Below are 25,988 nucleotides of genomic sequence, written 5' to 3' on the forward strand. Positions count from 1 at the left end.
ACTTTTATCTTTTTAGAATCTTCGTTGGATCAAATGGATCTACTCTGGCATGAACAGATTCATTCACAGGTTTCTTCAACTGAGGGGAATATTTTTTAGTTTGATTAGATTTAATTTTCCCTTCCACACGTTCTTTTGCTTCTTGGTAAACCGTTGAATTTGTACCAATTAGTATTCCTGTATCTTTCAAATGAAGATCTGCAAACTCTGAAACCATTTCGGTTAAAATAGAAATTTCTTTACTCATTCCATTCAACTTTGCTTGATTGGAATTTACTTTTTTCTCCACTTCTGGATCATAGTTCATACATAGAAACCGAACGGCTTCACTATAGTTTTTAACCTCTGCATGAGTAGAAATGATTTCATCCAATACATCGATATGTGTTTGGTGAAAGTAAATGTGTTTGTCTATAACCTTTGCCATATCAAAGTTCACTTCCTCTATTTTGCTCGATCAAGATTTCTATAATACGATTATTTTGGCTAACATATTCTTCTAATATCTTTGTGTTATAACTTTGAATTTCTGAAAACTTTTCTAATAACTGGTCAAATTTTTCTTGTTTATATTCCATCAAAGGACGATCAAAATCATTTTCAACGAGTAGCTTTAAATAATCATTACGACTCCATTTATTTCCTGTACGATTACTTAGTTCAACGCATCTTCGATCAATTTCAGAAATGAATTTTGGATCTAAATCTCTAATTTTAACATTCATAAATATCCTCTAATATAATATAGGATAGTGAAAAGGAGCCTATCCTTTTCGCTATCCTACCCCTATCCTTTTACTATCCTTTGCTATCCTTGTACTATCCTATATATTGGTATTTTGGGGTCATTTATTTTTTTCAGAAACGTGATAGGCACAGCCTATCCAACCACTTTTTTTTAAAAGTGGGGTCACGTTTCCTTATGCTCTTTAAAAATTAAGGTTGTTTGTTTATTTAGACAATAAAAAATCCTTCTAAATTTGTCGATTAGAAGGAAATATTTTGTCATATGAAAAATGAATTTAAGAAAAAGTGTATGCTATAATTGATACGCTGTCTTCCTGTTTGGTTGAAATCTTCAGCCAGAAAGGAGGAGTGTTAAATGTTTTATGTGCTTGATGTTTGCGTTAGAATCGTGGTTAATGTTTTCTCCCATCTCATTAACAAATGGTTAGATTCTAAACATGATAAAGACAGCTAGCCTGTTCATTATTTGGTTAATAGTGAATAAAGAAAAGAGCCTTACGCAGCTGCAACTGCTAGGGCTCTTTTTGAGTGTTAAATATTTTATGTGTTTGCATTATCAGTATAGCATACACTTTTTTCACAGACAACTTTCTACATTTTTTCTTCTTTTTTTCAATCAAAATAAACTAATGAAAATGATTCAAATTCATTAGACTCATTGAATCTCATCTTCTTCCATAGGAAGCTTTTTAGATACTTCTAAAGCATCACTTTTCCAGCCAATGTATGGTTTGTTTTGTGGAATATTTCTTCCATCTAACGACAATTTTCCAATGCCATATCTTATACTTGCTTCGACTTCATAAAAATTGTAGACCTCTTTTCTTCGGTCGATTGCTTTCGACTCCTGGCCATCTTTTAACGTAGTTCTGACGCCCTTAACGGTAGCTTCATGGATACTCGTGTGAACAATATCTGTATTGATCAATTCGTCATATCTTCCAAAATCAACATAGTACTCATAACCAAGAAGTGTTGGGAGCAGGTCAATCTCAATTTCTTTTTCAATTGAACGTTTAATAAGTTTCGTGGATACATTCCCGACTAAAAAGAGAATAATACCCACTTCAAACAAATACATGTGCCCATTTACAAAGTGAACAAACGTCATTAAAAATTCCTTTACTCCTTTTGTTGTTCTTCCAAATTGTTCGATTTGTTTTATTAAAATTGCTAGGATTGCATTTACAATAATTAAATCGAATAGACTTTTGAAAAGTTTTCCTGCTGTTAATTTTTGCCTGGTAAATTGCATGACTATTTGAGTGAAAATAGTCAATAGCATGACAAAAATCAACGTCATTAGCACTGTAAAAATGTCTGCTGCTGCAATCCTATTGGGATCATTTAATAAGTAATAAGCCGTTCCAAATACTACAATCGAGTAAATGATTAAATCAAGTATAAAACGAGCCAAATAGCTACAAAGTTTACCTAATGGCCATAATTGTAGAATCCAAAATTCTTTTCGCTTGCTATTTCTTTTCAATGGTAACCAAGTATGTTCCATCCAGTCGCTCGATTTCATCTCGATTTCTTCTCTAAACTCTTTCCTCTTATCTTGCCAATGAGAAGGCATGAATTCGCGGATTTCTAAACATAAAAAGATCAACATAATGAACGACAATAGACTCATGAACCAATTAAATGATAAATCTTTATTGATAAACCAAAGAAAAATTGTACCGACGATAACGGCTAAACTAAAGAAAAAAACAGCTATACCTACGGTGATATAGCTGATCCATAAACATTTTTGATATACTTTTTTCACATAAAATCCTCCTGTTTTTATTTTCTTTCAGCCGTAAAATATTTTTTAGCAGCTATATATAGAGCTTCAAATGATCTAAATTTTAAGGTATCTAAACTCTTTCTACCATTCTTCAACTCAGATATTGTTGTGTTAGATAAATTCACTTCTTGACATATTTCTTTAGCTTTTACAACTTTGAGATAGGCTTTAATCAATACTTTCTGCTCAGCGAAAGTATCTTTGCCGACCAAGTTCGCTCGCTTCATTTCTTTTACTCCACCTATTCTTCTAAATATTTTCTTTTGTCATACGATCAATTTTTTCTTGAAGTTTTTGAATGATCTCTTCTTGATCTTTCATTTGCGTTTTCGATGTTTCAATTTCTTGCTGGTAACCATTAATCTTATTTTCAGTATTTTCCTGATCATCTGCGATTTGATAAGGCAACTGATCTTTTAGTTTCTTCACTAATTCTTCATTCAAATCTATGGTTGCTTGGAAAGATTCAATTTGTTTTTGTGCTGCTTTTTGTTCTTTCTTGTATCCTTTCACTTTGTAATTGATCACATGTTGCTCGTAATCTTCATCTTTCACTTGATCCTTGACCTTATCTTCGTGAACATAATAAATCAGATCTTGCGGTTCTTGCATATCCACCTTTGGATCAATTTTTTCAGGAATAATCGTTAAGCGCATAGCAATATATTCTTCTGGTACATGCGATAGCTTCACTGCAAAATAATCATCAGACACCTTAATCACTTTGGCTTTTATTGCTCGATAATCCCCTTTAGCTGTCTTTACTTCTACGCGATAATTAAGATTAGCCAGTTCTTTTAATAAGCTTTGATCTTCATCGTCGATCGCAAATTCAAAAACTAATTGCTGGTTCGCTCCTTTTTCTTTTGAAACCATCGTCAGTTCCTTCGTGTTTAAAAATGCGTTCGTGCTTACCTCATCTGGTATGTCTACCTTCTTATGCGTATAAATCGGACTAGCAAGAATTAAAAAGCCGAGAATCATAAAGATTCCCAGCCATCTAAGATAACTTTTCCGTTTTTTGAAACGTTCTCTTGCTCCTTTTTTCTTACTCATTTTCTTCCTCCTAACGAGTGAAATAACTAAAGTCTGTGACTTTCCATTGACCATCTACTTGTTTTTCAGTGACAGTTAATCCACCTTTTATTTTTTGCGGTTTGACATCTTTGAATTGAGGATTGCCGATTGTATAATCAACAAATACAACAAAATTTTGTTCCTCTTTTACACTACTTGTTTGCGCGTAAGTTTGCACGTCACCTAATGTAAAGGAGTAACTTCCGTAATCATCATGTTGGTGACCATCGTCTGCAGGACTTAATTTGTCGATCACTTCTTGGGTTGCGACATCTTTTAGTTTTTCCGTTAATTCATTTCTACTTAATGATTTATCAATGGCCAATTGACCAAACTCTTCTGCCGTCTTTCTTTGTGCTTCAGTTACTTCCTCTTTTGCTTTTGTACCATCTTGTTGCTTCAGCTGATCGATTTCTTGGTTTTTCTCATTGATGGTTTGATTTAACTTGTCGATCTTCGCCTGTGCCTCAGAGGAATTTTTTTTGAGCTTCTCAGACGCGTTTTTAGCCACTTCTTCCATTTTATAGGTATTTGTTGTCTGTTCTTCTTTTAGCTGCCAAAACAATGCGATATTGCCGATTAAACTAATACTAATTGCACTTGTTAAGATGATTTTTAACGTTTTATTTTCCATTGTTTTTTCTCCTGATCTATTTTTTGCTGCTATTCAAAAATGGTAATGGATCGATCCATGTACCATCATCTGTGAATGCGTGTCCTTGTGCTTGACGCCAATCCATTCGAGTGAAGCCTAAATGCAAGTGTGCTGTATCTCGTATCCCGATTACTTGTCCAACTTTCACTTGATCGCCCACTTTTACACGAGAATTTCCTGTACTATTTGCAAATTCTTGATACACCATATTCAAGCCATCGTAATTAATCACGATCACACATGCGCCTAAACCTGAAATACCAGGATTTCCAACGTACACGACTTTTCCGCCATGAACCGCATGAATCTCACTTCCTGGATGATCAACTGAACCAAAGTCTAAACCATCATGGAAGCCATTCGGACGGAATTCACCGCCTGGATTTGTTCCAAATAATTGACCACCGCTGAAGGAACTTTTATCTAAACTGCTGCCAGGGAATGGATTCGTCCATTCACCAGTGATCGTGCCGTTGTTATTGCCACCTTCACCCCAATGTTTGATGGCGAATTCATCATATTCGGTTAATTTATTAGAAGTGATAATTGACATACAACCTGTATAATACGGACTATCTTCCGTAATTCCTGCAGCGGCATAACCGCCTCGTCCTAAGATCAATAAGCTTGCGCCAGGGCTTTTATTTCCGACACAAGCATTAAAATTGGATTGTGTGGCTACCATAAATCCGTAATAGGAAAATGCAGCTTTTGAGTTGGGAAACTTCATGTACCAGCCACCTTCAATGCCACCAATTCCACGCGCAGTTCCTTTTGGAAATAAACAGCCATCGAACCAAGTAATCCCAAAATAATTGAGATCATTTCTTGCAGACGCCGACGTACCAAACGCTGATTCATAACCGTATTGCGAAAGGATCACACTTGGTAATAATTTATATTTCACTGCTGCACCTACAGCATATTGCGCAATCTCATCAGAAAAAGGGCCTCTTCCTTTGATTTCTTTATAAATGGGTAATCCTTCCGAATATTCTCCTGTAAAAGCTTCGCCACCACTACTTGAATCTGAATCAGAATTATCAATCGAACCCGCCGCAAGTATTAGAAAAAGGGTCACGAACACAGTGATCAAAATAGTTATCAAACCTGCAGAAGTACCAAACAACCACAAAAATAAGCGTCGCTTTGCACGACGCTTAACATACTGCTTGATTAAACTTTCATTTTGGTTTTCCATTATTTTCCTCCATCAAACAATTTTAATTGACGTTTGTTCGGACTAAAATGAACACGAATGGTTTCTTTTGAGCCAAAATTGATCACAGCGTCTCCTTGATTTTGTTGAGGAATGGATTCTAATTCTGAGTTCGTCATTGATTTACCAACTAATCCTTCTATATGACGTAAAATAGATTCATCCATACGCATAAAGATCTTCGTAGAAGAAAATTCAAAGACTTTCTTCAATTTCGAGAAGTTATCAGAAGACATATTTTCTGGCACCATTTCTTGTGGGGATTGTGTCGCTAAAACAGTCATTGCTTCTACTTTACGCATTTCTCGTTGAAAGTTTGTGACATAATTTACCGTTTCAATGAAATCTGGATTAATCGCATTATGGCACTCATCAATCATCGCCAAGAAGCGTTTGAAGTCTTGTTCTTCCATTTGTTTTTCTTTAATTAAACGTCGTTGTCTTCTTCCTTGAATCAATGCCTGATTCCAAATCAACGTCATAGCCATGTACATTTGACATTGTTGTACCCCTCGATCTAAGCCTGTAATAGAGTCAATGTCAAAAAAGACCAACTGTTGTTGGTCAAGGTGTCGAATCGTACTATGACCATCAAAAATCATGCCATACGTCTCACATAAGGATTCTACGATGGATTCCATTTCTTCTTTCCGATTCTTTTTCTCTTGGGAAGCACCTGGTAATTCCAGTAGTCCTAAAAAGTCTAAAAATTCTTTGAACGTCGGATAAGCTTCTGGATCTTTCCCTGTGACTTGCGTATCAATATTTGAACGCGAATTTGAGGAAGTAAAGCCGCGTGGTACTGTTCCATACTCTTCATAAAAACGATTTAAGTAGGTCTTAAATTCTGCTTTCATCGTTCCTTTTAACTGAGGACTCACTAACTGTACCTGATAGACCACTTTGTCTAAGTGTGTTTGATAGGACGCTGCTTCATTGATCTTCAAATCTTTGACTGATCCATCGTCATATAAACTGGATGCTTCATCATACGTCCGAGTGGCAAATATCTCTAAAGGATTGATCATCCCGTCAGATCCGTCTAAGCGCACCATAATACCGTTATATTCCTTTAAGAAAGGAATAAAGTCTTTTCCCTTTTCAAAGCCCCAAATAAAGTCTCCTGCAGCTAAATGGGCTTCCGCGATCATTTTAAGAACGGTCGATTTACCAGCTCCCATCATTCCTAGAAGCAAGGTATTAGTAGACAACCGTACACTATTTTTATACGTCGCATTCCAGACAAATGGGCCGCCTGTCATGGTTTCCCCATATTGTGTCCCTCCTGGATCTTTTAGCGTTTGGTGGTGGAACGGGAATCCTCCACCAATGTTTAACGATGGTAGTGATTGCCCTTTGATATTTCCGAACCATTCAGCTTGTTCATCGAACATGGTGAACATCGATTGCCAATCTCGTTTGGTTTTATGCAGATAGGTCACCGCACGATAATCCATCCCTTTGAGATTTTCGATCAGTTCCTGCGCTCGTTCATCTACTTCTTGAATCGTGTTTCCGTAAACATGTACTCTCACTTTGACTTGTTTAGAAATTTCACCATTAGAAGTCAATTTTCGGGCATATTCCGCTAGTTCCAGGTATTCTTCTGCGCTTTTATTTCGGTCAGTCGCTTTTCGTTCGTTATCTGATCGATCATTTAATTCATCTAAGGCACGATTGATTTGATCAATCACTTTTTGCTTTTCATCTGTGCTAACATCTAGTGTGGCCACTGTATGAGGATTGTTCATGAGATTGGCCAACCAAAAAAGCGTAGGATTTTTTGTGTAGTGATAAACTGTCACACACCGTGAATAACCATTTCCATAGGTTACATACTCTTCATCGAAATTTAATCCACCTTGTGGCATCACTTGTTTTAAAAAATCTAAATCATATCCTTTGGATTTTAAAATTTCTATTTCCCGATTTCCTAGTTGCTTTAATGGATCAAGTACTTTTTGATCATTTTGTGGTGAAAATGCTGTTTTAATCGCTTCTAACATGTACAGTCACCTCTTCTTGTTTGATTCTTTACTTGGTTAAAAGATTGCCCTTTTCCCAACTTACCCAGGCTTAAAGTGTGAGGAAATTTTCTAGTGGACTCTTCCTTCGGAACATCTTTTTCTAACCATATCAACAGATATTTCATTCTCTCTTCTCCATTCCTACTCATCATTCATATTATTCATTCGATAAAGAATCTTGATCAATTCTTTTTTGTAGAGTGGTTTTAACCCTAAAATGCCACTAGATCGCATTAACTGACGGTTTCTGGTTTGTAAATCCTTGATTGTCTTTCCTTCAATAATGAAAAAGAAGCTTAAGTCAGGACGTTCCTGTTCTGCTCGTTTCAATTCCTGGATTTCCTCTACTAATTTCTTTTCATATTTTCTTAATCGCTGCAAATTTCTTCCTAAGGACTGTGCCATACGATTTTTATCTAATAACTGCCGCTTTTGCACGATTTGTTCCGTTAGATCCGTTTCTGTGGTCAAACTAACTAACTTAATTGTTGGCACATACGTACGCATGACGGTGGTCAACTGATTCATTCGTTCTAGTTTCTCTTGTTCATTTAATCCTTCCACGTCTGTAGAAACTACACGATAATAACGTTGAAAATGATCTTCTTTAGTAACTAAGACTCCCTCTTCTGTACAGGATTTATAAGGAAATAAGTCCAAGATAGAGCGCTCTTCTGGTTTTCCAAACTGCAAAATGGATTTTTTGTCAACTGAATTTTGACCTTTGACTCGCATTTATTCATCCTCCTTATACGTACCATGATAATTTCGGTTAGGATCTAACGCATGATAATGGTTCTTGTCCGTAAAAAAAATAGACTCGATAATCGCAAAAATCTGGCGTTGACCTGGGTTATTATAGGGTCGCCAAACAATCACTAGAGCTATCGCAATCCATAATCCATAATTCAAGAGTGCAAAAAAGAGTGGTAAGTGGACAAGATTATTGACTATTTTCGCCCAAAAAAAGCAACCACCAAGCGTTAATAGATCTAAAAAGAAAAAGGCGAAAAACTTCCATTCCCCACTAAATCTTGGAGGATTTTTCATGTTAATATATTTATCCATAAATGATTTCTCCTTTTCATACATAGAAAAAAGGCCTAACTTGTAGGCCTTTTATGGTTTGATATCCCTCAATAGTTGTTCTTTCAATTCATTGTTCCTGTTTTTAGTTTCTCTTGTCACATTTATTTTTGTTGGTGCAGTAAATGCCACATTTGCTGGCTTGTAACCCGTGTGAACGTTTTGAATAGGTTTTGGTGCAGCTTCTCTTGTCACAATATTTTGAACGGACGCATTCTCTGTCTCACCACTTTCAGATAAATTGTAAGAAACAGTTGTCAAATTCCCATTTTCAGGCAAACGACTTGATTTCATTTGAACAGTACCTGCAGGTGATTGATGAACAAAGCTTTGATCATTCTCTTTGAATTGATTCAAACGACTATCTTTCGTTGGTAAGTTTTCTGCCTTAGGCAAACCAACTTTCGTTGATTTTTCAGTTCCAACTTCGATTCCATTATCATTTGGTAGATCGATGGAATCATCATCCGTTTGTACTTCTTGATTTCGTTTTGGTAAATCTGAAATGCGTTTTTCGTTTTCAGAATTAATGTTAGATTTATAACGATATTGTTCTGAATCTGTTTTTGGTAATTGACCATTTTGTTGTTCTTCTGAATTTTCGTTAGAATGCAACGCTTCTTGGTGATCTTTGGCTGAAGGAATCGCTGCACCTTCTTGATTTTCTTTTTCGGTTGTTGTATTTGCTTTTACTGCTGCATTGACTTGTCCTTCACCATACGCATCTTTTAGTCCTTCTTTGACTTCTGAAGCTTTTTCTTTTTGTTTTTCTAGTGCTTCGGATGGATTCTTCACAGCTTCAGCCAATTCTTTAGCTCTCGTGCCGTCTAATTTCTCTTCTAAGGTGTCTTTGGCTTTTTCTGTAAGATCTTCAGCTGTTCCTTTTAACCCACGTTCATTAACGTAACCAAGACCTTCTGCAGCTTTAGAAACACCGCTTTTCGCTTTCCCGAACATTTCGGAAACTGTCTTTTTACTATTTGGCACAGTTGGTGCTTTATCGTCTGGTTGATCTTCCCCGTTATCAGGAGTAACATCTTTTCGATTGCCAAATCCATTTTTACGAATATCATTTAAATTGCTTAAACCACTCTTACCAGCACTTGCAAGGTTTTTAGCCCCACTACCCACATTTTTCGCAATATTTCCTAAGGCAAACATGCTAAGAAGAGAATTGCTGCCGTTTTTCAGACTCGTATCCACACCGAAAATTTTCGTAACTGATTGAGAGCCTTTGAATAGCGCAATGGTTAGCACAATTAAAGCTACAACATACAAGAATCCGTTGATTTTTCCTGACGCATGCAAATCACCGATACCTGAAAGCATTAAGGTATAGATTCGTAATTCTAAAATCGTAAACGCCAATAACAGGAAGGATTGAGAAATATCTTCTATAGCACTTTTCATCCGTTGGCCTGTCTCAAAGTCCGTTGACGCGGCAATCACTAAATAGAACTTTTTAAATACCAGCTCAATAATGCAAGTAACGATCGTAAATAGGATAAATAAATAGGCCACCGCCAAAGAAGATTCACCAGCTAAGATAATACCTGGACTACTAATGTATCGACGATAGCCTGAAGTATACACATATTTGGCTAAACCTTCATCACTGATTTGAACAGGAATTTCTTCCCCTTTATCATTCAGTTCTAATCGGTATTGTAATGCCTTTAATCGATCTTTTTGCACATCCAATAACCCTAGCTCTGCTGCATCTTTCGCTGCCTCAGGAGTAATAACTGCGTTGATATTCGTCGTTTTAAAGTTTTTAGCTGTTAAAGCATTTCTTTTGTCCGTTGGCAGGGATTCTACTTTATTTGGTTCAGTTGCTAGTAACGTACTTATATCAATTACATTGTTTTGAATAATTTGAAAAGCAGGTGAACCAGATTTATCTTCTTTATTTGCTGCAGTGACGTCTCCGTAAAAACTTTTACTGATATTGAGACCATCATCAATCAAAGAACTACCACCAAAAATCAAGATCATGGCCATAAATAAATTAACTAAGATATTTTTGATTTTTGGTGGGTGTTTACTCATAAAAAATTTCAAGCCTAAATAAATTAATGTGACGACACAAAAAAGAGCCAATACCTTACTAATCAAACTTTGAAACAGTTCATTAACACCAGCGGCGTTCAATAAGTCTTTTAAGTCAAAGCTTTGATAAATTGTTTTTTCTAATAAAGTATTGATATTATATAACCCTTTTATCAATCCCCATAAAAAAGTATTACAAATCCAACTGAATACATCTTGATATTGCAAATAGTTTCCATAATCTTGTAATACTTTTGTTACGGATTTAGGATCTGCATTTCCATCACCAAATAAGCCTGACCACCAGTCGGCTATGTCAGAAAAAATTCCTCCTACAATCATTCTTTCACCACCTTATCAGCTTCCGATAACAACCGTTTCCCAATCATTTCAGAAATTTCTTCATTTTTGATCAACTTTTCAACATATTCTTGAAGTCGATCTGCTGCTTGTTCTTCGTAAAATTGAATTAACAATTTTTTAGCCGTCTCATTCTCAAGAGATTGAACGATTTTATAAAACATATTTTCTTCGTTTTTTTCTTCTAATTGATCATGCAGTCCATGATAGAGATTTCTAGCATATTCATCTGGTAGGAAATAATCATAATCAATTTGTAAAGCCTTAAGATCCAAGTCCGCATGTGTACAATGTATGTCTATATCATTGATATCCCACGATGGATTGAAATCTTCAATATATTGATAAGCATAAGGAAGATTCGTTTCCCCATGATTAAAAATAGGATACGGCCGTATTTTATGACCTTTCAAATCTTGTCGTTTTAAAGGAGCGAGTACAATCGTTTCACCTTCTAAAAAAGTAGAAATTCTTTCAGGAGTTAAGATACGATCTGAATCAACATTGCGATTGATATGAGTATTCATACCTAATGAATTGATGGTACTGTTTTCTTGCTCAACCGTCTTATTCCCCACCTTTTTAGAAAATTCTTCGATGGTATTATCATCTGTCGACATAATATAAATATGTGTCTGACAATTTTCTTTGATAATCGCTGCGTTTTGTTCTCCATACTTCGCATAAAGTTGCTGATAAGATTGAATAAACAGATCCCACAACATGTTTCGCCCAGCTGTGACCGTCATGATGCCTTCCATATTATCCATTGGTGGCATATTCCCAAATTCATCTAAAATAAAGTGAATCCTGCGGTGGCATTTATCACCTTTAGTCTTAACACATTGTGTAGATAATTCTTTATATAGCTGACTAAGAAAAATGCTAACAATGATATGGTTCGATGGATCATAATCAGGTGTGAGCATAAAAATAGCCATTGGTTTATCGGTATAGTGCATCCGAATAGACTCTACTAATAAGTTACTTTTATCCTCATCTAATGTTAGAACGGCTTCTTTTTCCCATTCTGGCAAATGAGTTTCTCCTCGTTTTTTTCGATAAACGATATTACCCTCTTCGTCTTTCAATATTCTTTGAGAAAATTCATACCAAGCCACATATTCTTTTCCTCGATGATCGTATTTTAAGCAAACATGATCTCCCTGTTCTAAATGACAATCAAAGTTGATTTCACAAAAACCTCTATAGCCTACTTTGACACGTTCCTCATGAAATTTTTTTCCTTGATGATAAAACTCTACAACAATTCGCTGGTTTAACAGACTCTCGTGTAGTTTGAGATCCAAATACTTCGGAAAACCAATGGACTTATAATCAATGGTTGATTGAGAAGTCATTTTCGCAATTTTCGTCAGTGTAAATGGATTTAGTCCTGTGATCGCTGTCGATAGAATGTTGCCTTTCGCTTTATCAGAACCAATTTTTGTTGCCCCATATTGTTTTTTTGCTATGTTTCCAGGTGGTAACTGATTCATAAATTCATCTAAAGCATTGAGCTGCTTGAATTCATTATCAGGATCTTGGTAATTAAAACCACCAATCTCAGAAAGAAGTTCGACGAGATTATTCGGTGTTAATTTTGAGTAATCCCCTGTCTGATCCGCTTGTTCCAATAACGCAAAAATAAGCGCATTGACAGCTTTTTGCGCATTTTCGTTAAAGTATTTATTGTCTGAAGCGTTGGCATCATAATAAATCGTATTCGTGAAAGTATTGGTTAACTGTGTCGCTGTGTCTATGTCTCCTCGCTTCCAGTATTTCACGATGAGTGCCAATGGATTATCACTCATTGATTGCAGTGGATCGGTGATATTAAATGCATACACATCATACCCTCTAGCTTCTAGTTCATCTTTACTAGCAACATATAATTCTGTTTTTGGATCATTAACAACCATTGAACTTTGTCTTTCTGCACGAGACAAATTGTCAATGGTTGCTAAAACTTCTATCTGTCCTTTCCCTGAACGGGAAGTACCAACAATACAAGTATTTACTGTATCCGTCTGAATATACCAGTACTTTTTATAATGAGTAATTGGTATTCCGCCATAACCAGGAAAACCTCCCTTTGATTCTGGTATTTGCGGATAAATTTGTTGGATTTCCTTTAACGTTTTTAATCGGTTATCTCCTTTTTGCCCATCTGCTAGAGGACGAAACCACATGTCCATTTTCAATCCCATAAGTACAGCTGGAACAACACAAATCGTAGAAACAACTAAACGTGTGCCTAAACTTGTTGTTGGGGTCAAAGGATTCCAAAAACCAGTTGAATCAAAATGGAATAACTGCGGCATTTCTTGTAACTGAAAAATATTCACTCCTTGTAAACTTCCTGGAATAATCTCAAATCGATGAAATGCTTCTGGTATTCTTGTAACAACATAGTTTAAAGGAAGATAAGCTAAGCCACTATAAAAAATCTTTTGAGAAATACGTTTGTCATGTTTTTCTGGTAGCTCTTCTCCTGAAGGAGTATAGCGATAGAAATGAGAAAGATACCTATTCTTTTCTAAATTGAATCGTTTGTCTTTTCGTCTCGTTGTTTCTCTAACACGCATTATTTCACCTCATTTGATTCTGAACTTTCGGAAGTGTTTGATTGTACAGTTGAATCGCTTGATCCTTCTTTAGCCTTACTAGGATCACTCTCTTTGCTGTTTTCCACACTTGACTCTGTTGTTGACTGATTGGTACGTTTCAACAATTCTTCTAATTGTTGTTCATACTCTTTTCTTGCTTGTTCCTGGGCTTCTTCCTTGATTGACGCCGTTGTGGCTACAGAATCAGCCTGTGAAGATTGATTGATATGATTAAAAGCAAATACTGTCCCTCCACCTAGAAGCAAGCTTAAACTTGCAATACATCCCACCATCCATCCGTTAAAGGAACGCTGTGGTGAAGGAGTTAGATTTGTTTGGTTGTTCATTGGTGTTTGAACAGCAGCTACTGAAGGCGTTGGTTGAGGTTGTGCTAGATAATTTAATTGGGCTTGTCGCAATGTATCCATTTGTTCTTGACGTTCCTTACGAGCAGCTGCTTCTTTTTCCTTTTCTTGCTCTAACCGTTGTTTTTCTATCGCCATTTGTTGTTCCGCAAGATCCTGTTCCCGTTTTTTTAGTTCTAATTGTTCGCGCTCTTTTTCTTTTTGCCGTTGTTTTTCTTCTTGTTCTTTCAATTCTTGTTGTTGAATTTCATACTCTTTTTTCCATTTTGGAATTTGTATTTGTAATTCTTGCTGGATCTGCTCGTGTTTTTCCGTAAGAACTTCAGTTGTTGTTTGATAAAGTTTATTCAGTTGCTCATTTAATTCTTTACTAATCTTTAGCTTATCTGTACGCAAACCTCGGTAAAATTCTTCTTTTCGTTCTCTTATGCGTTCTTTTAACAAGTTTTCTTTTTCTTTTGATAGCGCTTCTTGATTCGTCTTAGTAAAATTGTTGATTTTTTCTACACACAAGGAATACGCATTGTCGCGTTTCTTTTCGTACCGCTCTTTGATTTTTTGTACTTCTTCTTCAATCACTCGCTGTTCTTCTTTATTTAGTTCCTCTTTTGCTTTCTCCCAATTCGACGACTGTTCCGTCGCATACTCATTAATTTCTTGATCTGTTTCTTGTTGACGTTCTTCAAAGGTGGCTAATAAATCTTCTTGTGCAAGCTCATGCCAATTTGTTGATTGAACAGACTCTAACTGTTCTAAAAGTGTACCTTTCCCCTGTGATATTAATTCTTCTTTACTCTCTAAAAACGCTTGATAGGTTTGGGGTAATTGATATTTCGAATAAAGCTCATTTAAAAATAATTTATTTTTTTCTTTCATCCATTCATGCTCTGGTGGATATTGATCCAAAATATAATCAAATACAGTTGCCTTTTTTATCTCTGTTTCGTTTTTCTCTACTTCTTCACTGATAAGTGGTTCAATATATTCCTGAGAATCCCCTTCAGTCCATGTTGGCTCTTCATTTGCTTCAACTGGATCAACTTCTACTTCGGACGTTTCTTCATCCTCCATTGTTTCTTCAAAGGGATCTACCTCCAATTGATCCATCACCTCGTTTTCTTCCTCAAATATCATTTTTTGATTTGGAATATCAGGTTTTTCGTCAATATTGCCTGTTTCTTTTTCTTTTGATTCATCCTTTGGAAAGATTGGGCGCTCCCATGGAACTTCTTCGTTTACTTCACTCACTTGATTCACTTTTCTTTGGTCGCTCTCCAACTCTTCTTCTAACACTTGTAGCAGTTTTTCGTTTCGATAAGACTCTTCCACACTCATGGTTTCATCCGTTTCTTTAAACACATCAAGGCGGATCAAATCCATCAAGGTAGGATAGAAACCTTCTGAAATTTGATAATCCAGCGGACCAAAAACATATTCTGTACCAGCTTTCTCTATTTTTCCTTCTGTTTCATGTAACGTGAGAGTCAACTTAACAGAAGATTGACTTTCTTGTTCCAGTACTTTCCCTAACACATGTAGTTGTTCTTCCGTTTCAATGACCGAATATTTAATTGTTTTTGGTAAAAAAGAAGCCCGCTTTCCTACTTCTTTCGTTGCTTTTTTTATTAACTCTTTATCTTTTTTGGTATTGCCTGCAATCGTAAAGTACATGAGTATTCTCCTTTCATAAAAAAAGGAGTAAAAAGTACATAGCTACTTTTTACTCCTTCATTTTGTTTTTATAATCCCTGTGGGGTTTGTCCAAACATTCCAAATAACGAAACCACAATAGAGGCAGCAGCTAAAATAATTCCTACCCCCATCAATACATATCCCACGTGCATCTTCCCGTTTTCAGCACCTCTTCGTCCAAATAAGAAGAAAAGCCCCCCAATAACAATGGAAGCAACGGCCGCAACGCCGGCAAAAATCATTAAATTGTTTTTTAAGCTAGTTGCTGCAGTTTGTAATGCTCTAAAAATATCAACCGCAGCTACTACTTTCGGTTGTGTTAAAAAATTCATTGTAATTGATTCAAACATAAAATTGTTCGCTCCTTTTAGTGTTTAATAATTTCATCGAAAACAAGCTTTTCACGTTCACGTTGATAGATATAACCTTCTAAGTCCTTGTCTTTTCCCCGTAATAGGTCAAATTGTGCTTTTTCAAGGACTTCTTGTTTCCACTGTGTTTCAGATACACCGCGACGTTCTAAGATTTTAGACGCGGCTTTTTCAAATGGCGTTTTCGCTTTAGCCACTATAATTCCTCCTTTAGGGTAAATAAAAAGACTAGCCATCACTCGCTAGTCTTTTGTAATTTGTATTTATTTAACTCTGATCCATCATGAATTAATTTCTCTTTCGTTCGCTTCTCATCCTTGCTAGATCCAAGAAAAATTATTTTTTTTACGCCATCCTTCTCATAGGGAACAACAATAAATAAAGAATCAGGTTTGTTTATAAATTCCCTAATACCTGCAGAATCTACTATTTTGTATCTTTCTAAACCTTCATAATCCTTTTGCCTCTTAACTGTTATTTGTACAGGATCTGGATGCCATACACTTTCAGAATATTCCCAGGTAGTATCATCTATAATTTTTAAATTATGAATAAGACCACCTACTTCTTCTTTCCAAACAGTTCCTGGTTGCAATAAACTATTATCTTCTTTAGCTTCCGATTTCTTATTACTTGAACATCCACTTAAAATAATAAAAAATATTGCAAACATAGAGACAAACCATAGTTGCTTTTTCTTCATTTTATTCCTTCTTTCGTTGTTTTATTTTAGTATATCAAATAACGAAAGTAGCAACAAACCTCATTTTGATACACGGGGAACGGATACTCATAATATTCCACCTTTCTATAGAATCTTTTCCTCTTGATATTGTGATTTATTACAAAAAAGAGCTATAATAAAGAAAAAATCAAGAGGGAGCATTGCAATGTACGCAGATAAAAATGAAATCGAATGGTTGCTGTTTGATAGTGGTAAATCAGTTCGTTCTATATCTATAGAATCTGGCGTACCTTTAACTACGGTCAGTGATCTCGCAAATAAGCGCTCTAGTATAGACAATATGAGATTCATCAATGCTATAAAATTAAATAAATTAGCTGAAGAAACCATCGATACTAACACTTCAACTAAGTAACAAATTAAGAAAAGCCTCATGTACTTCTGGCTTTTCTTAATTTTTTTATTGACTATATATCGGTTTACCGATATATAGTGGTTTTGTAATCGATTTTAACTAATTTTTAGGAGTTGAAAACATGAAATTATTAAATCCAAAAACTGTTATAGCTATTGGAACATTTGCTGCCACACTTGCTCTTGCTGGATCTGTTGACGCTGCTTCAACTAACGTCATGTATCGCCTTTATAATCCAAATAACCATGAACATTTTTACACCTCTAGCACAAAAGAACGTGATCACCTAGTGAAGATTAAGTGGGGTAATTATGAAGGCCCCGCTTGGGAAGCACCGACTAGCGGTGGCCATCTTGTCTATCGCTTATACAATAAAGGCCTTCGTGATCACCATTACACAGCTAGTTGGGATGAAGTGAAATGGTTGACCAAAAATTACGGTTGGACTTACGAAGGGCCTGCATGGCGTTCTGCCGAAAAAAATAATAAACCGATCTACCGCCTTTTCCTTCCAGGTGTCACCTCTGGTTCGCATCACTACACTGCAAGTTGGAAAGAAGTACAATGGTTAACCAAAGACTATGGCTGGAAATACGAAGGTATTGGTTGGTATGGTGCTGACACCTCTAAACCCAAAGTGAATAAATCAGCTTTAGAAGCTCTTTATACGAGCGTTAAGGGAACTAAAAAAGGTGACTATACCGACAATACCTGGAACGCATTCCAAACCGCTTTAAACAATGCTAAAAAAGTGTTAAATGACTCAAAAGCGACTCAAAAACAAGTGGATAGTGCCAAAAACACATTAGATTCTGCTTACAAGGGATTAAAGAAAAAACCAGCTCCTACTGTGAACAAAACGGAATTACAAGCCTTGTACAACCAAGTAAAATCAACTGCTAAAGGAGATTTTACAGAAGGATCTTGGAATAATTTTCAGACTGCTTTATCCAATGCTAAAAAAGTACTAGACGATTCTAAAGCTTCTCAAACCCAAGTAAATAATGCTAAAAATAGTCTTGATTCTGCATTTAAAGGGTTACAACACAAACCTAAACCTTCAGAATATGCGGTAACTGTCCGTCATATGAATCGACAAACTGGAACGCTGCTAAAAGAAGAACATGTCTCAGTAAAAGCTGGTACAAGTTACACTGCAAAAGCTAGAACCGACTTGACTAACTTTGAAGCACCACAGTATCAAGTAAATGGGAATGAAACACAAACACAAACGATTAACACAAATACCACATTTACTTTTTACTATGATGAAGTCTTTCTAGTTGAAGTGAAAGCTCGTCCAAATAAAGTCTCGGATACTGATCCAAATATCCAAGAACTCTATAATTACAGTAAGAGTTATCCCGTCGTTTATGGACAAAGCATCACAATTGAAGCACCTACGTTCACTAATTTTGTTCTTGACCCTAGAGAAAGCTCTAGCAACACTGTGACTTTAAACAACGTTACAAGTAATCAAGGAATCAATTTTGCCTATACTCATCAATACAACGTCACTGTGAACCATATAAACGTTGACACAAACGCTGTTTTATCTACTGAAACACAAACGGTTTACGAGGGAGATAGTTTCTCTACTTCTTGGAAAAATATGACCGATCAAAACTACTTCTTGTGTAGAAATGACGATTCATCTGTTACCGTTGATAAAAATGGACAACGTGTAATCAATAATGTTGACCAAAATCGAACGATCACTTTCAAATACAAAAATATCTCACTAAGTGATTTAAACAACTATGTGCGTCAAAAAGAACTTGCTTGGTTAAATAGCTACCGTCAACAAAATGGCGTTGCCCCAATGCAATTCAATGATATCGTTCAACAAGCTGCAGATATTCGTGCAAAAGAATTACAAGTAAGCTTCAGTCATTATCGACCTGGTGGCGGTACTTTCCAAGATCTCTTAGAAAGTTTAGGCTGCTACGGTGCTAAAGGAGAAAATATCAATAGTTTCTACCTTTACGTTGACGAGATCCTTTCAGATACAGGAGCAGTAAATGCTATGGTAATGTGGAAAGATAGCGCTGCTCATAACGCAAACTTGCTTTACAACAATCAAAGCATCGTTGGTTTATCCCATGCTTATGAAGTTTCTTCAGACGGATCACTTTCTTCAGACAACGTATTTATTAGTGCCAATCCAATTTTCAAATAGAATAACAAGGCTGAAAATCAGCCTTGTTTTTTTGTTTAATTGAATTTCAGAACTGCGTAGCTAAAAGTTGCTAACACAAGTAATAGTAAGCTGACCGCTAAAATCGTTACTAAATGTGTAGAACCTGTTTTAGGAACAATAACTTGTGGCAAGTTAGGATCAACACCAATTGTCACTACATTCGTTTTATTTGAAACATTATCTACTGCTGCTACAGCTTGGTTATCAATATTTTTTTCTGATTGTAGTGGGGTTTTAGCTGTAAATATCAGCTGAATTTCTCGTCCATCTAAAAGATTGTTACTTAAGAAGTCAGCGGAAGCTTCCCACTTCAGCGTTCTTGAATTGCTATCATAGGTTAGTGTGCCTTCAGAAGTAATATCTTTTCCTGTACTCTTATCTATTACTTGCGCAGAACCTTCTTCATATGTCAAACGAGCTTCAATTGGATCTTGAATACTAAATTGCTTGTAGTGATCTGACGCAGCGTCTACACCTTTTGTGTGCCATTTTTGTGTGACTAGATATTGTACTTCAGATCCTGCGTTTAAAGGAGCTGTCGGCGTACCCTTCTTACCGTCATTTCGTCCGTTTACATCTTTTCCATTTTGTTGTACTTCTTTCACTGGAATTTTAGGGAAATAAACGGTAATGATATTTGTATCCTTTTCTACTTTATTAATGATCGACGTTCCCTGATTTTTGGCTACACTATTTTGATTGGCCAATTCATTGACTTTTACATTGATCACTAATTCGTAAGTTTCGCCGTTATACTTCATTCGATTTTTTAATGTATCAGCTTTCGCTGCATATTTTACCTGGTGTTTTGTTTTGTCATAGGTCACTTCACCAGATACATCGAATTTTTTATTTGTACCACTTTCAACGTGTGCATCGACGTAATCTACTTCTTTTGGTAAATTATCGATTAACTCAAATCGATCGTAAACCGCTAGTAAATCCACTCCTAATCGATTCACCTTCTGTTTGATTCGATATTGAATCGTGTCTCCTATTTGCAACATTTTATCGTTCACGTTATTTCCATTTTTATCAACCCCTGTTTTTTCAGGTTGATCAGGAACAACACTAAAGATTGTCGCAGAAGATAAAGTAAACCAGGTTTGAACATTAGAAGAACCAATCACAAACGTCGGATTTGCTTCAGATATTTTAAAGGACACAGTACCTTGACCAAACTTCGGATCTCCTAATTTATCATGCAAATTATTGAAATCATTATCCGCTTGTGTCAGCTTAGAGCTTCCTCCTGGGTGGCCACCTACCACGTTCAGATTGTTGTAGAAAGATTTAAATTCTGAAAGAACCGTATCTTTTCTGACATACCAATCTGTCGTATTCATTTTGTCATAGTGGGCATATTCTCCTTTAAGATCCGTGCTTTTTCCTCCTGCAGGGTTCAAAGAGTTAAAACTGATAAACGTGTCTCCTGAAAATTGAATGGGGGTACCGTCCTCATATGTGGCTACTAGCTGCACATTCATTTGTGTTGAATGGTAAACAATTCCTGAGAAAAGATTGTCTGAGATCCAAAGTACTGTTCTTTTTTTAGATTTACTCATTGCACCATTCGTATTTTTATAGCCATCGTCTCGAAAATGAGTTTTTGTATAGTTATTATCTAGTAGATTCCACGGCAACGTATCTGAATATAAGTGGATATTAGATAAAACTAGCTTGATATTGACTTTTTTCCCGTTATACGTACCGATTTTTCCATAGTCAATATTGACTTTGGTGTTGGTTGTTACGCCTTCTAAAACAAGGTTTGTTTCACCGTATTCTTTTTGGAAAGAAGGATAGCGTATATTTTTGTTTCCCTCCACTAATCCTACGTAGTCGTCTGTAAAACCACCTTTGTTGGCATCAACATGATATTTGTAAACTTTGGACGCTCCGTTTACAGTAATATTCGTTTTTGCATTAGGAACATCTTTTGGAATAATAAAATTATTCTTTACGTTCTGGATTGGATTTGACGGATCGACAATAACTTTTTCAGCAAAGACATTGGCTGTTTTTAACCCAAACAATGTACCTAACATCATCATTATGGGAAAAACATATTTTAACCGTCTTGTCCACGAGTGTTTAAAATTCATCCCTTCATCCCCTCTTTTTTATAAATGACTAGTGAAATTCCGACAATAACGATCAAATTGATCGTAGTAAATAATGGATTCCTAATGAGCTTTTCCATAATATCTAGCGGCATGGAAGCAGCTGGTATGTTTAAAATCCTCATTAGGTATAGTTGGTAGCTTGGCAAAATAGATAGTTGAGAAAATAATAAACCGCAGTACAAAAAGACTGCGGTTAAACAAGAAAGATTGAATAATAATAATTTGATCAGTTTCATCTTATTTCTTCCTTAATCTCTAGAAAACAAGTGAGTAACAAAATCCCAACAATTCTCAAAGAAGTTTTTCTTTACGCCAGTAGAAACGATTTTTTTTACTTCTTCTTTAGGTTGCGAAGCTTCTGATTTAGGATAAATCCACACATCCTTTAAGAATTCACCGTTTTTATCAGAAACAGGTGTTAATAGCAAAATATCCTCGCTATTAGAAATGTTTTCAGGACTTGATTCATTGACAATATAATAAGCTTGTTTCTGATTTGCCTGTACTTCTACCGAGAATTCAAAGACACCTGTTTGTTGATCAATTGTCTTTGTTTCTCCATTAGAAACTAGCTTCAATTGATCACTGGATAGTTTTTTCACTCGATCTTTCAATTGGGATTCAATTTGGTCAGTAGTGAGATTCTTAACATCCATCTTTTGTAAAATGTCCGATACATCATAAACAGAAAACTTCGCGCCATTTACTCCTTCTTGTTTTTCAAGCTTTTGCCCCTGGTTGTCTAATTGTTCGGAAGAAATAATCTTTTGAACGTGAATGGTCTGTTTGACTATTTGATCGTCTTCAGCAATTTTAGGTTCTTCTGAAGAATCAACTGTTGACGAATCGACGGTTTCATCGCTGCTTTGAATCGTGCTGCTATCTGACGTTTGGATTGTTTGTTCTGTGCTATCTGTGCTATCCGTACTTTCTTGACTGTCTGCAAACGTCAACTGTGTGTAGGCAGTGAAAGAAAGAAGAGCGGCTGCACAAACAAATAGCCATTTTCTATTTTTCATGTTGGTTACCCTCCTTTATTTTTTCTTTTTATAAACAAATAGCGAACCAATAATCATGACTGAAAGAAAAACAGTGCTTCCTAAAAGCCATTTCCAAGATAATTTTTGTTTCTTATTTTTTTCATCTTTTAATTCTGATTTTGTAAAGGTTACTCGTTTCCCATACACTAGGAAACGGTGTGTGTTGATTCCCTTAGGCGTACATGTCATTAGCGTTACTCGATCTTCATTGGGATTTGGTTCTAAGTAAGTGACAAAGTTTCTTTGTAGTTCGTCTTTTTGCACTTCCTCAATCCGATCGATTTGATAAGCGTGCTGCTCACCATCAACTTTGATATAAAACTTTTCTCCTTTTTTTACTGAAGGTAAATCATCAAAAAGATTATCTTTATAAAGTCCACTATGACCTGCGATTAAAGGATTTTTACCGTTTCCTCCTGTAATATCACCAGTTCCTTCCGTAATACCTACACCATTTTCTAAAATTTTGTCGGACGTTCCGTCATAAATTGGTAGTTTTAAAGAAATACTTGGAATTGTAAGAATACCAACGGGATCGCCTAACTCAATCTTAGCAACATCCAAAGAAGAATCCGTTTCTGCTGCCGTTCCTGTTCGATCGATTGCGACAATCTGCTGATTTTGTTGGTAATTTGCCACACTCGCTTCAGCAGGCATCAAAAGTAAAACACCTGCAGCTGAAAGTAACCAGAAAGCAATGATCCATTTACCCATGATTCGCTTTTTCTTAGGCTTCCTGATAATCATTGGTTTTGATCCTTCTAGGCTTTCTTCTTAAAGTAAACAACTGCAGAAAGTACCCCTGCTCCTAGCAACAAGCAAGAGATCAATACATACGTTTGGAAACCGTTACTACCAGTCATAGGTACGGAAGCTTTTTGATTGTTTTTGATCGTGATTCGGTTTTCTTCTTTGTATGAATCTTTGTCTACTTTGAAAGAGATCTCTTTCGTTAATTTTTGATAGTTTTCAGGCGCTTTTGTTTCTTCCAGTGAATATTCACCTTCAGTTAAACCAGTGATTTCAAAGTGACCTTCTTTATCTGATTTTAGTATCGCTGCATTTGCTACATCGTCCACCCATACTGCTTCTTTGACACCGTCTTTATCCGTATCAACTAATCCACAATAATATTTTCCTTCTGCGTTTTTAGCAGCAAATTCTGCGCCTTCAAGCGGTGTTGCTTTGATTCCTGTTCCAAATAAGCCACTATCGACTTTTAAGAATTTTGCACCATAAGTCACAACGTCAGCTTTCGTTTTTTCGTGGTGTTCTTCCTGGTTAAATGGATTGTTGTTATAAACGAAATCCACGCTATTTGTTAATGGATTGGCAACAGCTGCGCTGTCATTTACATACATGTTATAAGTCATTTGAAGATCTTGTCCATGTAAACTTGCGACAGTATCACTTACTTGACCATTATTCACGATAAAATCGATCACAAAGCCATTTTCTGAATTTTGGATCTTATAATCTGTATTTTCTTTTAATACCACTGATCCATCTTTATTTGTTACTTTGATATTTGCTTTAGCAGCGACATAAGAAAGTCCTTGTCCTGCTGTATCCCCCCATTTAAATACACTGTAAGGAGAAGTTTCGCTTTTCACGCCGTTTACTGTGATACCGTCTGCTCCGCCTGCAATGTCTGTTGGGATATGAATCGTTCCTTGATAATTTACTGCGTCACCAATTTGGAAAGAATGTTCTTGTCCTGTTCCATTTGTTACTGTTTTATCGATCACTGGTGCTTTATAGTTTACGTATGAAGCTTTTAAGTCACTTGTCACGCCATCATTCGTAATTTCAAAGGTTAATTTATTGTGCGCATCGTTGCGAGCGTCTGCGCCTAATAAATATTGATCGGCTGTTGGTTCTTGATCTGATCCCACTACGACTTCTGAAGGAACTTCCACATAATAGTATTTTCCTAACGTCAAATCAGTCGCAGTCAGCTTTCCTTGATCATCCGCTACAAGATCTCCTAATTTTGTTCCTTTTCCAGGTTCGCCCTTGTATAACTCAAATTTTGCCCCTTTTAAAGGTGTTTGTTTGCTTTGAGCTGTGCCATCGTCACCAAATTTCGTTAATTCAAAACTCAACTTAGAAACAATATTTTTAGGATATAAGTGAATGTCTTTTAAAAAACCTGAACCTGTATTATCTGTCATTGGCGCAATCACAACCATTGGTTTTGCTTTTTGTGTGACTAATCCAGCAGCAGATTTACTTTCATACACCACATATACATTCCCTTTGGAATTGACATAGGCTGGTTGATCCGCAAAAGTGATCTCACCATTTTCATCTACAGCTGAAGTAATTTTATTGGTTGCATTCTTGACGTACTCACTGTTAGATCCCTTGTCTTCTACATCTTTAACGATTTCGTCCACTTTCGCGTTGGTTAGATCAGAATCTTCAGTCGGTAATACTTGATCCGTAATATTTCCTAACGTAAACTCAACATCACCATAATCTGCCTTGTTGTATTTCGTTACACCTGTAGGATATTGATCGTGCGTATAACCATCGTTTTTGATCCCGTCAATATCAACATTCAATTGCGTTCCTTGATCGTACATTAATTTATGAACCGTGATATTGACCTTCTCTGGTGGCGTTTTTTGCGTGACATCTTCTGCATGTGCTTGATATCCCTGAAAGCAGCTTGCAATGATTCCTAACATTCCAACAAGCATTCCAGCTTTTTTTACATACCGATTTATTGCCATTTTTTACTCTCCTCATTTCATATTTCAACGACTCACGTTGATTAAAACCTTGTTATTGTAACTCTCCCTGTACCACGTATCTTTCTTTTCCTTGTGACGTATAAACACAAGTAAACAACGTTAATAAGGGTTTCTCTCCTTTCTTTGGCAAAGACAAGAAAGAGTTCTCTTCAGGAACGCCATCGATTAATTTAAAGTACTCAGGTAAGATAAATTTACGCGTTACCTTGTAACGATAGACGCCATCGTTACTAACTAAGTCCATCACCTCCCCTAATGACAACTTTTGAATATCAGAAAATAAAACACCTGGCATTTCCATGTTATGACCTGCTAGGACATAGTTTCCTTTGCCCATTTCGGCATCTTCATAAAAATAAGTAGCCGCTCCAAGACTCAAAGTGTATTGATTTGCACCTTTAAAAATCGGCAATGCTAAACCAAGTGCAGGAATCTGAATTTGTGCAAATACTTGTTTATTGACACCCATTTCGATTGCTTCTTTTTGTATGGACAACATTTGCCCCAAAGACATATCATTATTGACGTTCGTTGCATCCTCCTTATAACTCTTTGCATGTGCATTGATTTGATCTACGGGCATCTTTTTTTCTATATTTTGCTTAAACACCTCTCCTTCATGTTTTTGATAGCTAACATAGCCAAACACACTGCAAAAGACGATTAAAGCAACTCCTAAAAAACCAAATAACCATTTTTTCATCCATCTGC

General features: G+C 36.1%; 24 protein-coding genes. 2 read left to right on the forward strand and 22 right to left on the reverse strand.

Annotation, left to right across the window (positions count from 1 at the left end; translation table 11 throughout):
• Positions 1-4 precede the first annotated feature (4 nt).
• The 16 genes from A5816_RS14700 to A5816_RS14785 all read right to left on the reverse strand — a co-directional run bounded on the left by A5816_RS14700 (position 5) and on the right by A5816_RS14785 (position 16,755).
• Positions 5-427 carry a hypothetical protein gene (locus A5816_RS14700; protein WP_002305006.1) on the reverse strand — a complete coding sequence of 141 codons (423 nt, stop codon included), beginning with the start codon at positions 425-427 and terminating at the stop codon, positions 5-7.
• Between the two features lies 1 nt (position 428).
• A complete protein-coding gene (locus A5816_RS14705) occupies positions 429-725 on the reverse strand; it encodes a hypothetical protein (RefSeq protein ID WP_002296377.1) in 297 nt (98 codons plus the stop codon).
• Positions 726-1,402: 677 nt separating this feature from the next.
• Positions 1,403-2,521: a hypothetical protein gene (locus A5816_RS14715; protein WP_256926099.1), complete on the reverse strand. Its 1,119-nt coding sequence runs from the start codon at positions 2,519-2,521 to the stop codon at positions 1,403-1,405.
• A gap of 17 nt (positions 2,522-2,538) precedes the next feature.
• Entirely contained in the window at positions 2,539-2,769 is a 231-nt protein-coding gene (locus tag A5816_RS14725) for a hypothetical protein (RefSeq protein ID WP_002321289.1), read from the reverse strand.
• Between the two features lie 22 nt (positions 2,770-2,791).
• Positions 2,792-3,598: a hypothetical protein gene (locus A5816_RS14730; RefSeq protein WP_086311619.1), complete on the reverse strand. Its 807-nt coding sequence runs from the start codon at positions 3,596-3,598 to the stop codon at positions 2,792-2,794.
• A 10-nt stretch (positions 3,599-3,608) separates the two neighbouring features.
• Positions 3,609-4,253 carry a hypothetical protein gene (locus A5816_RS14735; protein WP_086311620.1) on the reverse strand — a complete coding sequence of 215 codons (645 nt, stop codon included), beginning with the start codon at positions 4,251-4,253 and terminating at the stop codon, positions 3,609-3,611.
• A 16-nt stretch (positions 4,254-4,269) separates the two neighbouring features.
• The gene (locus A5816_RS14740; RefSeq protein WP_002304929.1) at positions 4,270-5,475 is read right to left on the reverse strand and encodes a glucosaminidase domain-containing protein; all 1,206 of its coding nucleotides are present in this window, start codon (positions 5,473-5,475) and stop codon (positions 4,270-4,272) included.
• Positions 5,475-7,499: a VirB4 family type IV secretion system protein gene (locus tag A5816_RS14745; protein ID WP_086311621.1), complete on the reverse strand. Its 2,025-nt coding sequence runs from the start codon at positions 7,497-7,499 to the stop codon at positions 5,475-5,477. The genes A5816_RS14740 and A5816_RS14745 overlap by 1 nt, the downstream gene beginning before the upstream one ends.
• A gap of 162 nt (positions 7,500-7,661) precedes the next feature.
• A complete protein-coding gene (locus A5816_RS14750; RefSeq protein ID WP_086311622.1) occupies positions 7,662-8,255 on the reverse strand; it encodes a hypothetical protein in 594 nt (197 codons plus the stop codon).
• Positions 8,256-8,588 carry a hypothetical protein gene (locus tag A5816_RS14755; RefSeq protein WP_002295656.1) on the reverse strand — a complete coding sequence of 111 codons (333 nt, stop codon included), beginning with the start codon at positions 8,586-8,588 and terminating at the stop codon, positions 8,256-8,258. It lies immediately after the preceding gene.
• A 51-nt stretch (positions 8,589-8,639) separates the two neighbouring features.
• Positions 8,640-10,997 carry a pLS20_p028 family conjugation system transmembrane protein gene (locus A5816_RS14760; RefSeq protein ID WP_086311623.1) on the reverse strand — a complete coding sequence of 786 codons (2,358 nt, stop codon included), beginning with the start codon at positions 10,995-10,997 and terminating at the stop codon, positions 8,640-8,642.
• Entirely contained in the window at positions 10,994-13,603 is a 2,610-nt protein-coding gene (locus A5816_RS14765) for a VirD4-like conjugal transfer protein, CD1115 family (protein ID WP_086311624.1), read from the reverse strand. The genes A5816_RS14760 and A5816_RS14765 overlap by 4 nt, the downstream gene beginning before the upstream one ends.
• On the reverse strand, positions 13,603-15,660 hold the full coding sequence (locus tag A5816_RS14770) for a hypothetical protein (protein WP_086311625.1): 2,058 nt from the start codon (positions 15,658-15,660) through the stop codon (positions 13,603-13,605). Before A5816_RS14770 ends, A5816_RS14765 begins: the two co-directional genes overlap by 1 nt.
• 68 nt (positions 15,661-15,728) lie before the next feature.
• Entirely contained in the window at positions 15,729-16,031 is a 303-nt protein-coding gene (locus tag A5816_RS14775) for a TrbC/VirB2 family protein (protein ID WP_002307546.1), read from the reverse strand.
• A 17-nt stretch (positions 16,032-16,048) separates the two neighbouring features.
• The gene (locus tag A5816_RS14780) at positions 16,049-16,291 is read right to left on the reverse strand and encodes a DUF5415 family protein (protein WP_025481010.1); all 243 of its coding nucleotides are present in this window, start codon (positions 16,289-16,291) and stop codon (positions 16,049-16,051) included.
• Positions 16,288-16,755, reverse strand: a complete 468-nt coding sequence (locus tag A5816_RS14785) for a hypothetical protein (RefSeq protein WP_002296355.1) — start codon at positions 16,753-16,755, stop codon at positions 16,288-16,290. The genes A5816_RS14780 and A5816_RS14785 overlap by 4 nt, the downstream gene beginning before the upstream one ends.
• A 187-nt stretch (positions 16,756-16,942) precedes the next feature.
• On the opposite strand from A5816_RS14785, the gene A5816_RS14790 reads away from it, so the two are divergent.
• Positions 16,943-17,152 carry a hypothetical protein gene (locus A5816_RS14790; protein WP_086311626.1) on the forward strand — a complete coding sequence of 70 codons (210 nt, stop codon included), beginning with the start codon at positions 16,943-16,945 and terminating at the stop codon, positions 17,150-17,152.
• A 121-nt stretch (positions 17,153-17,273) separates the two neighbouring features.
• Entirely contained in the window at positions 17,274-19,331 is a 2,058-nt protein-coding gene (locus A5816_RS14795) for a CAP domain-containing protein (protein ID WP_086311627.1), read from the forward strand.
• Between the two features lie 35 nt (positions 19,332-19,366).
• Here A5816_RS14795 and A5816_RS14800 read toward each other — a convergent pair whose 3' ends face one another.
• The 6 genes from A5816_RS14800 to A5816_RS14825 are packed head-to-tail and all read right to left on the reverse strand — an operon-like array spanning position 19,367 to position 25,980.
• Positions 19,367-21,457: an isopeptide-forming domain-containing fimbrial protein gene (locus A5816_RS14800; protein WP_086311628.1), complete on the reverse strand. Its 2,091-nt coding sequence runs from the start codon at positions 21,455-21,457 to the stop codon at positions 19,367-19,369.
• Positions 21,454-21,714: a hypothetical protein gene (locus tag A5816_RS14805; RefSeq protein ID WP_002293489.1), complete on the reverse strand. Its 261-nt coding sequence runs from the start codon at positions 21,712-21,714 to the stop codon at positions 21,454-21,456. Before A5816_RS14805 ends, A5816_RS14800 begins: the two co-directional genes overlap by 4 nt.
• Before the next feature lie 12 nt (positions 21,715-21,726).
• Positions 21,727-22,497: a pilin N-terminal domain-containing protein gene (locus A5816_RS14810; RefSeq protein ID WP_086311629.1), complete on the reverse strand. Its 771-nt coding sequence runs from the start codon at positions 22,495-22,497 to the stop codon at positions 21,727-21,729.
• 15 nt (positions 22,498-22,512) lie between these two features.
• Positions 22,513-23,265, reverse strand: coding sequence for a class C sortase (locus A5816_RS14815; RefSeq protein WP_086311630.1), 753 nt, complete (start codon positions 23,263-23,265; stop codon positions 22,513-22,515).
• 14 nt (positions 23,266-23,279) lie between these two features.
• Entirely contained in the window at positions 23,280-25,256 is a 1,977-nt protein-coding gene (locus A5816_RS14820) for a pilin N-terminal domain-containing protein (protein ID WP_086311631.1), read from the reverse strand.
• A 52-nt stretch (positions 25,257-25,308) separates the two neighbouring features.
• The gene (locus A5816_RS14825; protein WP_086311632.1) at positions 25,309-25,980 is read right to left on the reverse strand and encodes a class A sortase; all 672 of its coding nucleotides are present in this window, start codon (positions 25,978-25,980) and stop codon (positions 25,309-25,311) included.
• Positions 25,981-25,988: the final 8 nt, after the last annotated feature.

The organism is Enterococcus sp. 3G1_DIV0629, from assembly GCF_002141285.1.
Classification (GTDB): domain Bacteria; phylum Bacillota; class Bacilli; order Lactobacillales; family Enterococcaceae; genus Enterococcus_B; species Enterococcus_B lactis.

Coding starts and splice junctions, on each gene's coding strand:
- A5816_RS14790 (WP_086311626.1), top strand. CDS start 16,943: ATGTACGCAGATAAAAATGAAATCGAATGGTTGCTGTTTGATAGTGGT.
- A5816_RS14750 (WP_086311622.1), bottom strand. CDS start 8,255: ATGCGAGTCAAAGGTCAAAATTCAGTTGACAAAAAATCCATTTTGCAG.
- A5816_RS14705 (WP_002296377.1), bottom strand. CDS start 725: ATGAATGTTAAAATTAGAGATTTAGATCCAAAATTCATTTCTGAAATT.
- A5816_RS14825 (WP_086311632.1), bottom strand. CDS start 25,980: ATGAAAAAATGGTTATTTGGTTTTTTAGGAGTTGCTTTAATCGTCTTT.
- A5816_RS14765 (WP_086311624.1), bottom strand. CDS start 13,603: ATGCGTGTTAGAGAAACAACGAGACGAAAAGACAAACGATTCAATTTA.
- A5816_RS14805 (WP_002293489.1), bottom strand. CDS start 21,714: ATGAAACTGATCAAATTATTATTATTCAATCTTTCTTGTTTAACCGCA.
- A5816_RS14730 (WP_086311619.1), bottom strand. CDS start 3,598: ATGAGTAAGAAAAAAGGAGCAAGAGAACGTTTCAAAAAACGGAAAAGT.
- A5816_RS14725 (WP_002321289.1), bottom strand. CDS start 2,769: ATGAAGCGAGCGAACTTGGTCGGCAAAGATACTTTCGCTGAGCAGAAA.
- A5816_RS14745 (WP_086311621.1), bottom strand. CDS start 7,499: ATGTTAGAAGCGATTAAAACAGCATTTTCACCACAAAATGATCAAAAA.
- A5816_RS14755 (WP_002295656.1), bottom strand. CDS start 8,588: ATGGATAAATATATTAACATGAAAAATCCTCCAAGATTTAGTGGGGAA.
- A5816_RS14820 (WP_086311631.1), bottom strand. CDS start 25,256: ATGGCAATAAATCGGTATGTAAAAAAAGCTGGAATGCTTGTTGGAATG.
- A5816_RS14700 (WP_002305006.1), bottom strand. CDS start 427: ATGGCAAAGGTTATAGACAAACACATTTACTTTCACCAAACACATATC.
- A5816_RS14800 (WP_086311628.1), bottom strand. CDS start 21,457: ATGAATTTTAAACACTCGTGGACAAGACGGTTAAAATATGTTTTTCCC.
- A5816_RS14795 (WP_086311627.1), top strand. CDS start 17,274: ATGAAATTATTAAATCCAAAAACTGTTATAGCTATTGGAACATTTGCT.
- A5816_RS14735 (WP_086311620.1), bottom strand. CDS start 4,253: ATGGAAAATAAAACGTTAAAAATCATCTTAACAAGTGCAATTAGTATT.
- A5816_RS14785 (WP_002296355.1), bottom strand. CDS start 16,755: ATGAAGAAAAAGCAACTATGGTTTGTCTCTATGTTTGCAATATTTTTT.
- A5816_RS14770 (WP_086311625.1), bottom strand. CDS start 15,660: ATGTACTTTACGATTGCAGGCAATACCAAAAAAGATAAAGAGTTAATA.
- A5816_RS14760 (WP_086311623.1), bottom strand. CDS start 10,997: ATGATTGTAGGAGGAATTTTTTCTGACATAGCCGACTGGTGGTCAGGC.
- A5816_RS14740 (WP_002304929.1), bottom strand. CDS start 5,475: ATGGAAAACCAAAATGAAAGTTTAATCAAGCAGTATGTTAAGCGTCGT.
- A5816_RS14810 (WP_086311629.1), bottom strand. CDS start 22,497: ATGAAAAATAGAAAATGGCTATTTGTTTGTGCAGCCGCTCTTCTTTCT.
- A5816_RS14815 (WP_086311630.1), bottom strand. CDS start 23,265: ATGATTATCAGGAAGCCTAAGAAAAAGCGAATCATGGGTAAATGGATC.
- A5816_RS14775 (WP_002307546.1), bottom strand. CDS start 16,031: ATGTTTGAATCAATTACAATGAATTTTTTAACACAACCGAAAGTAGTA.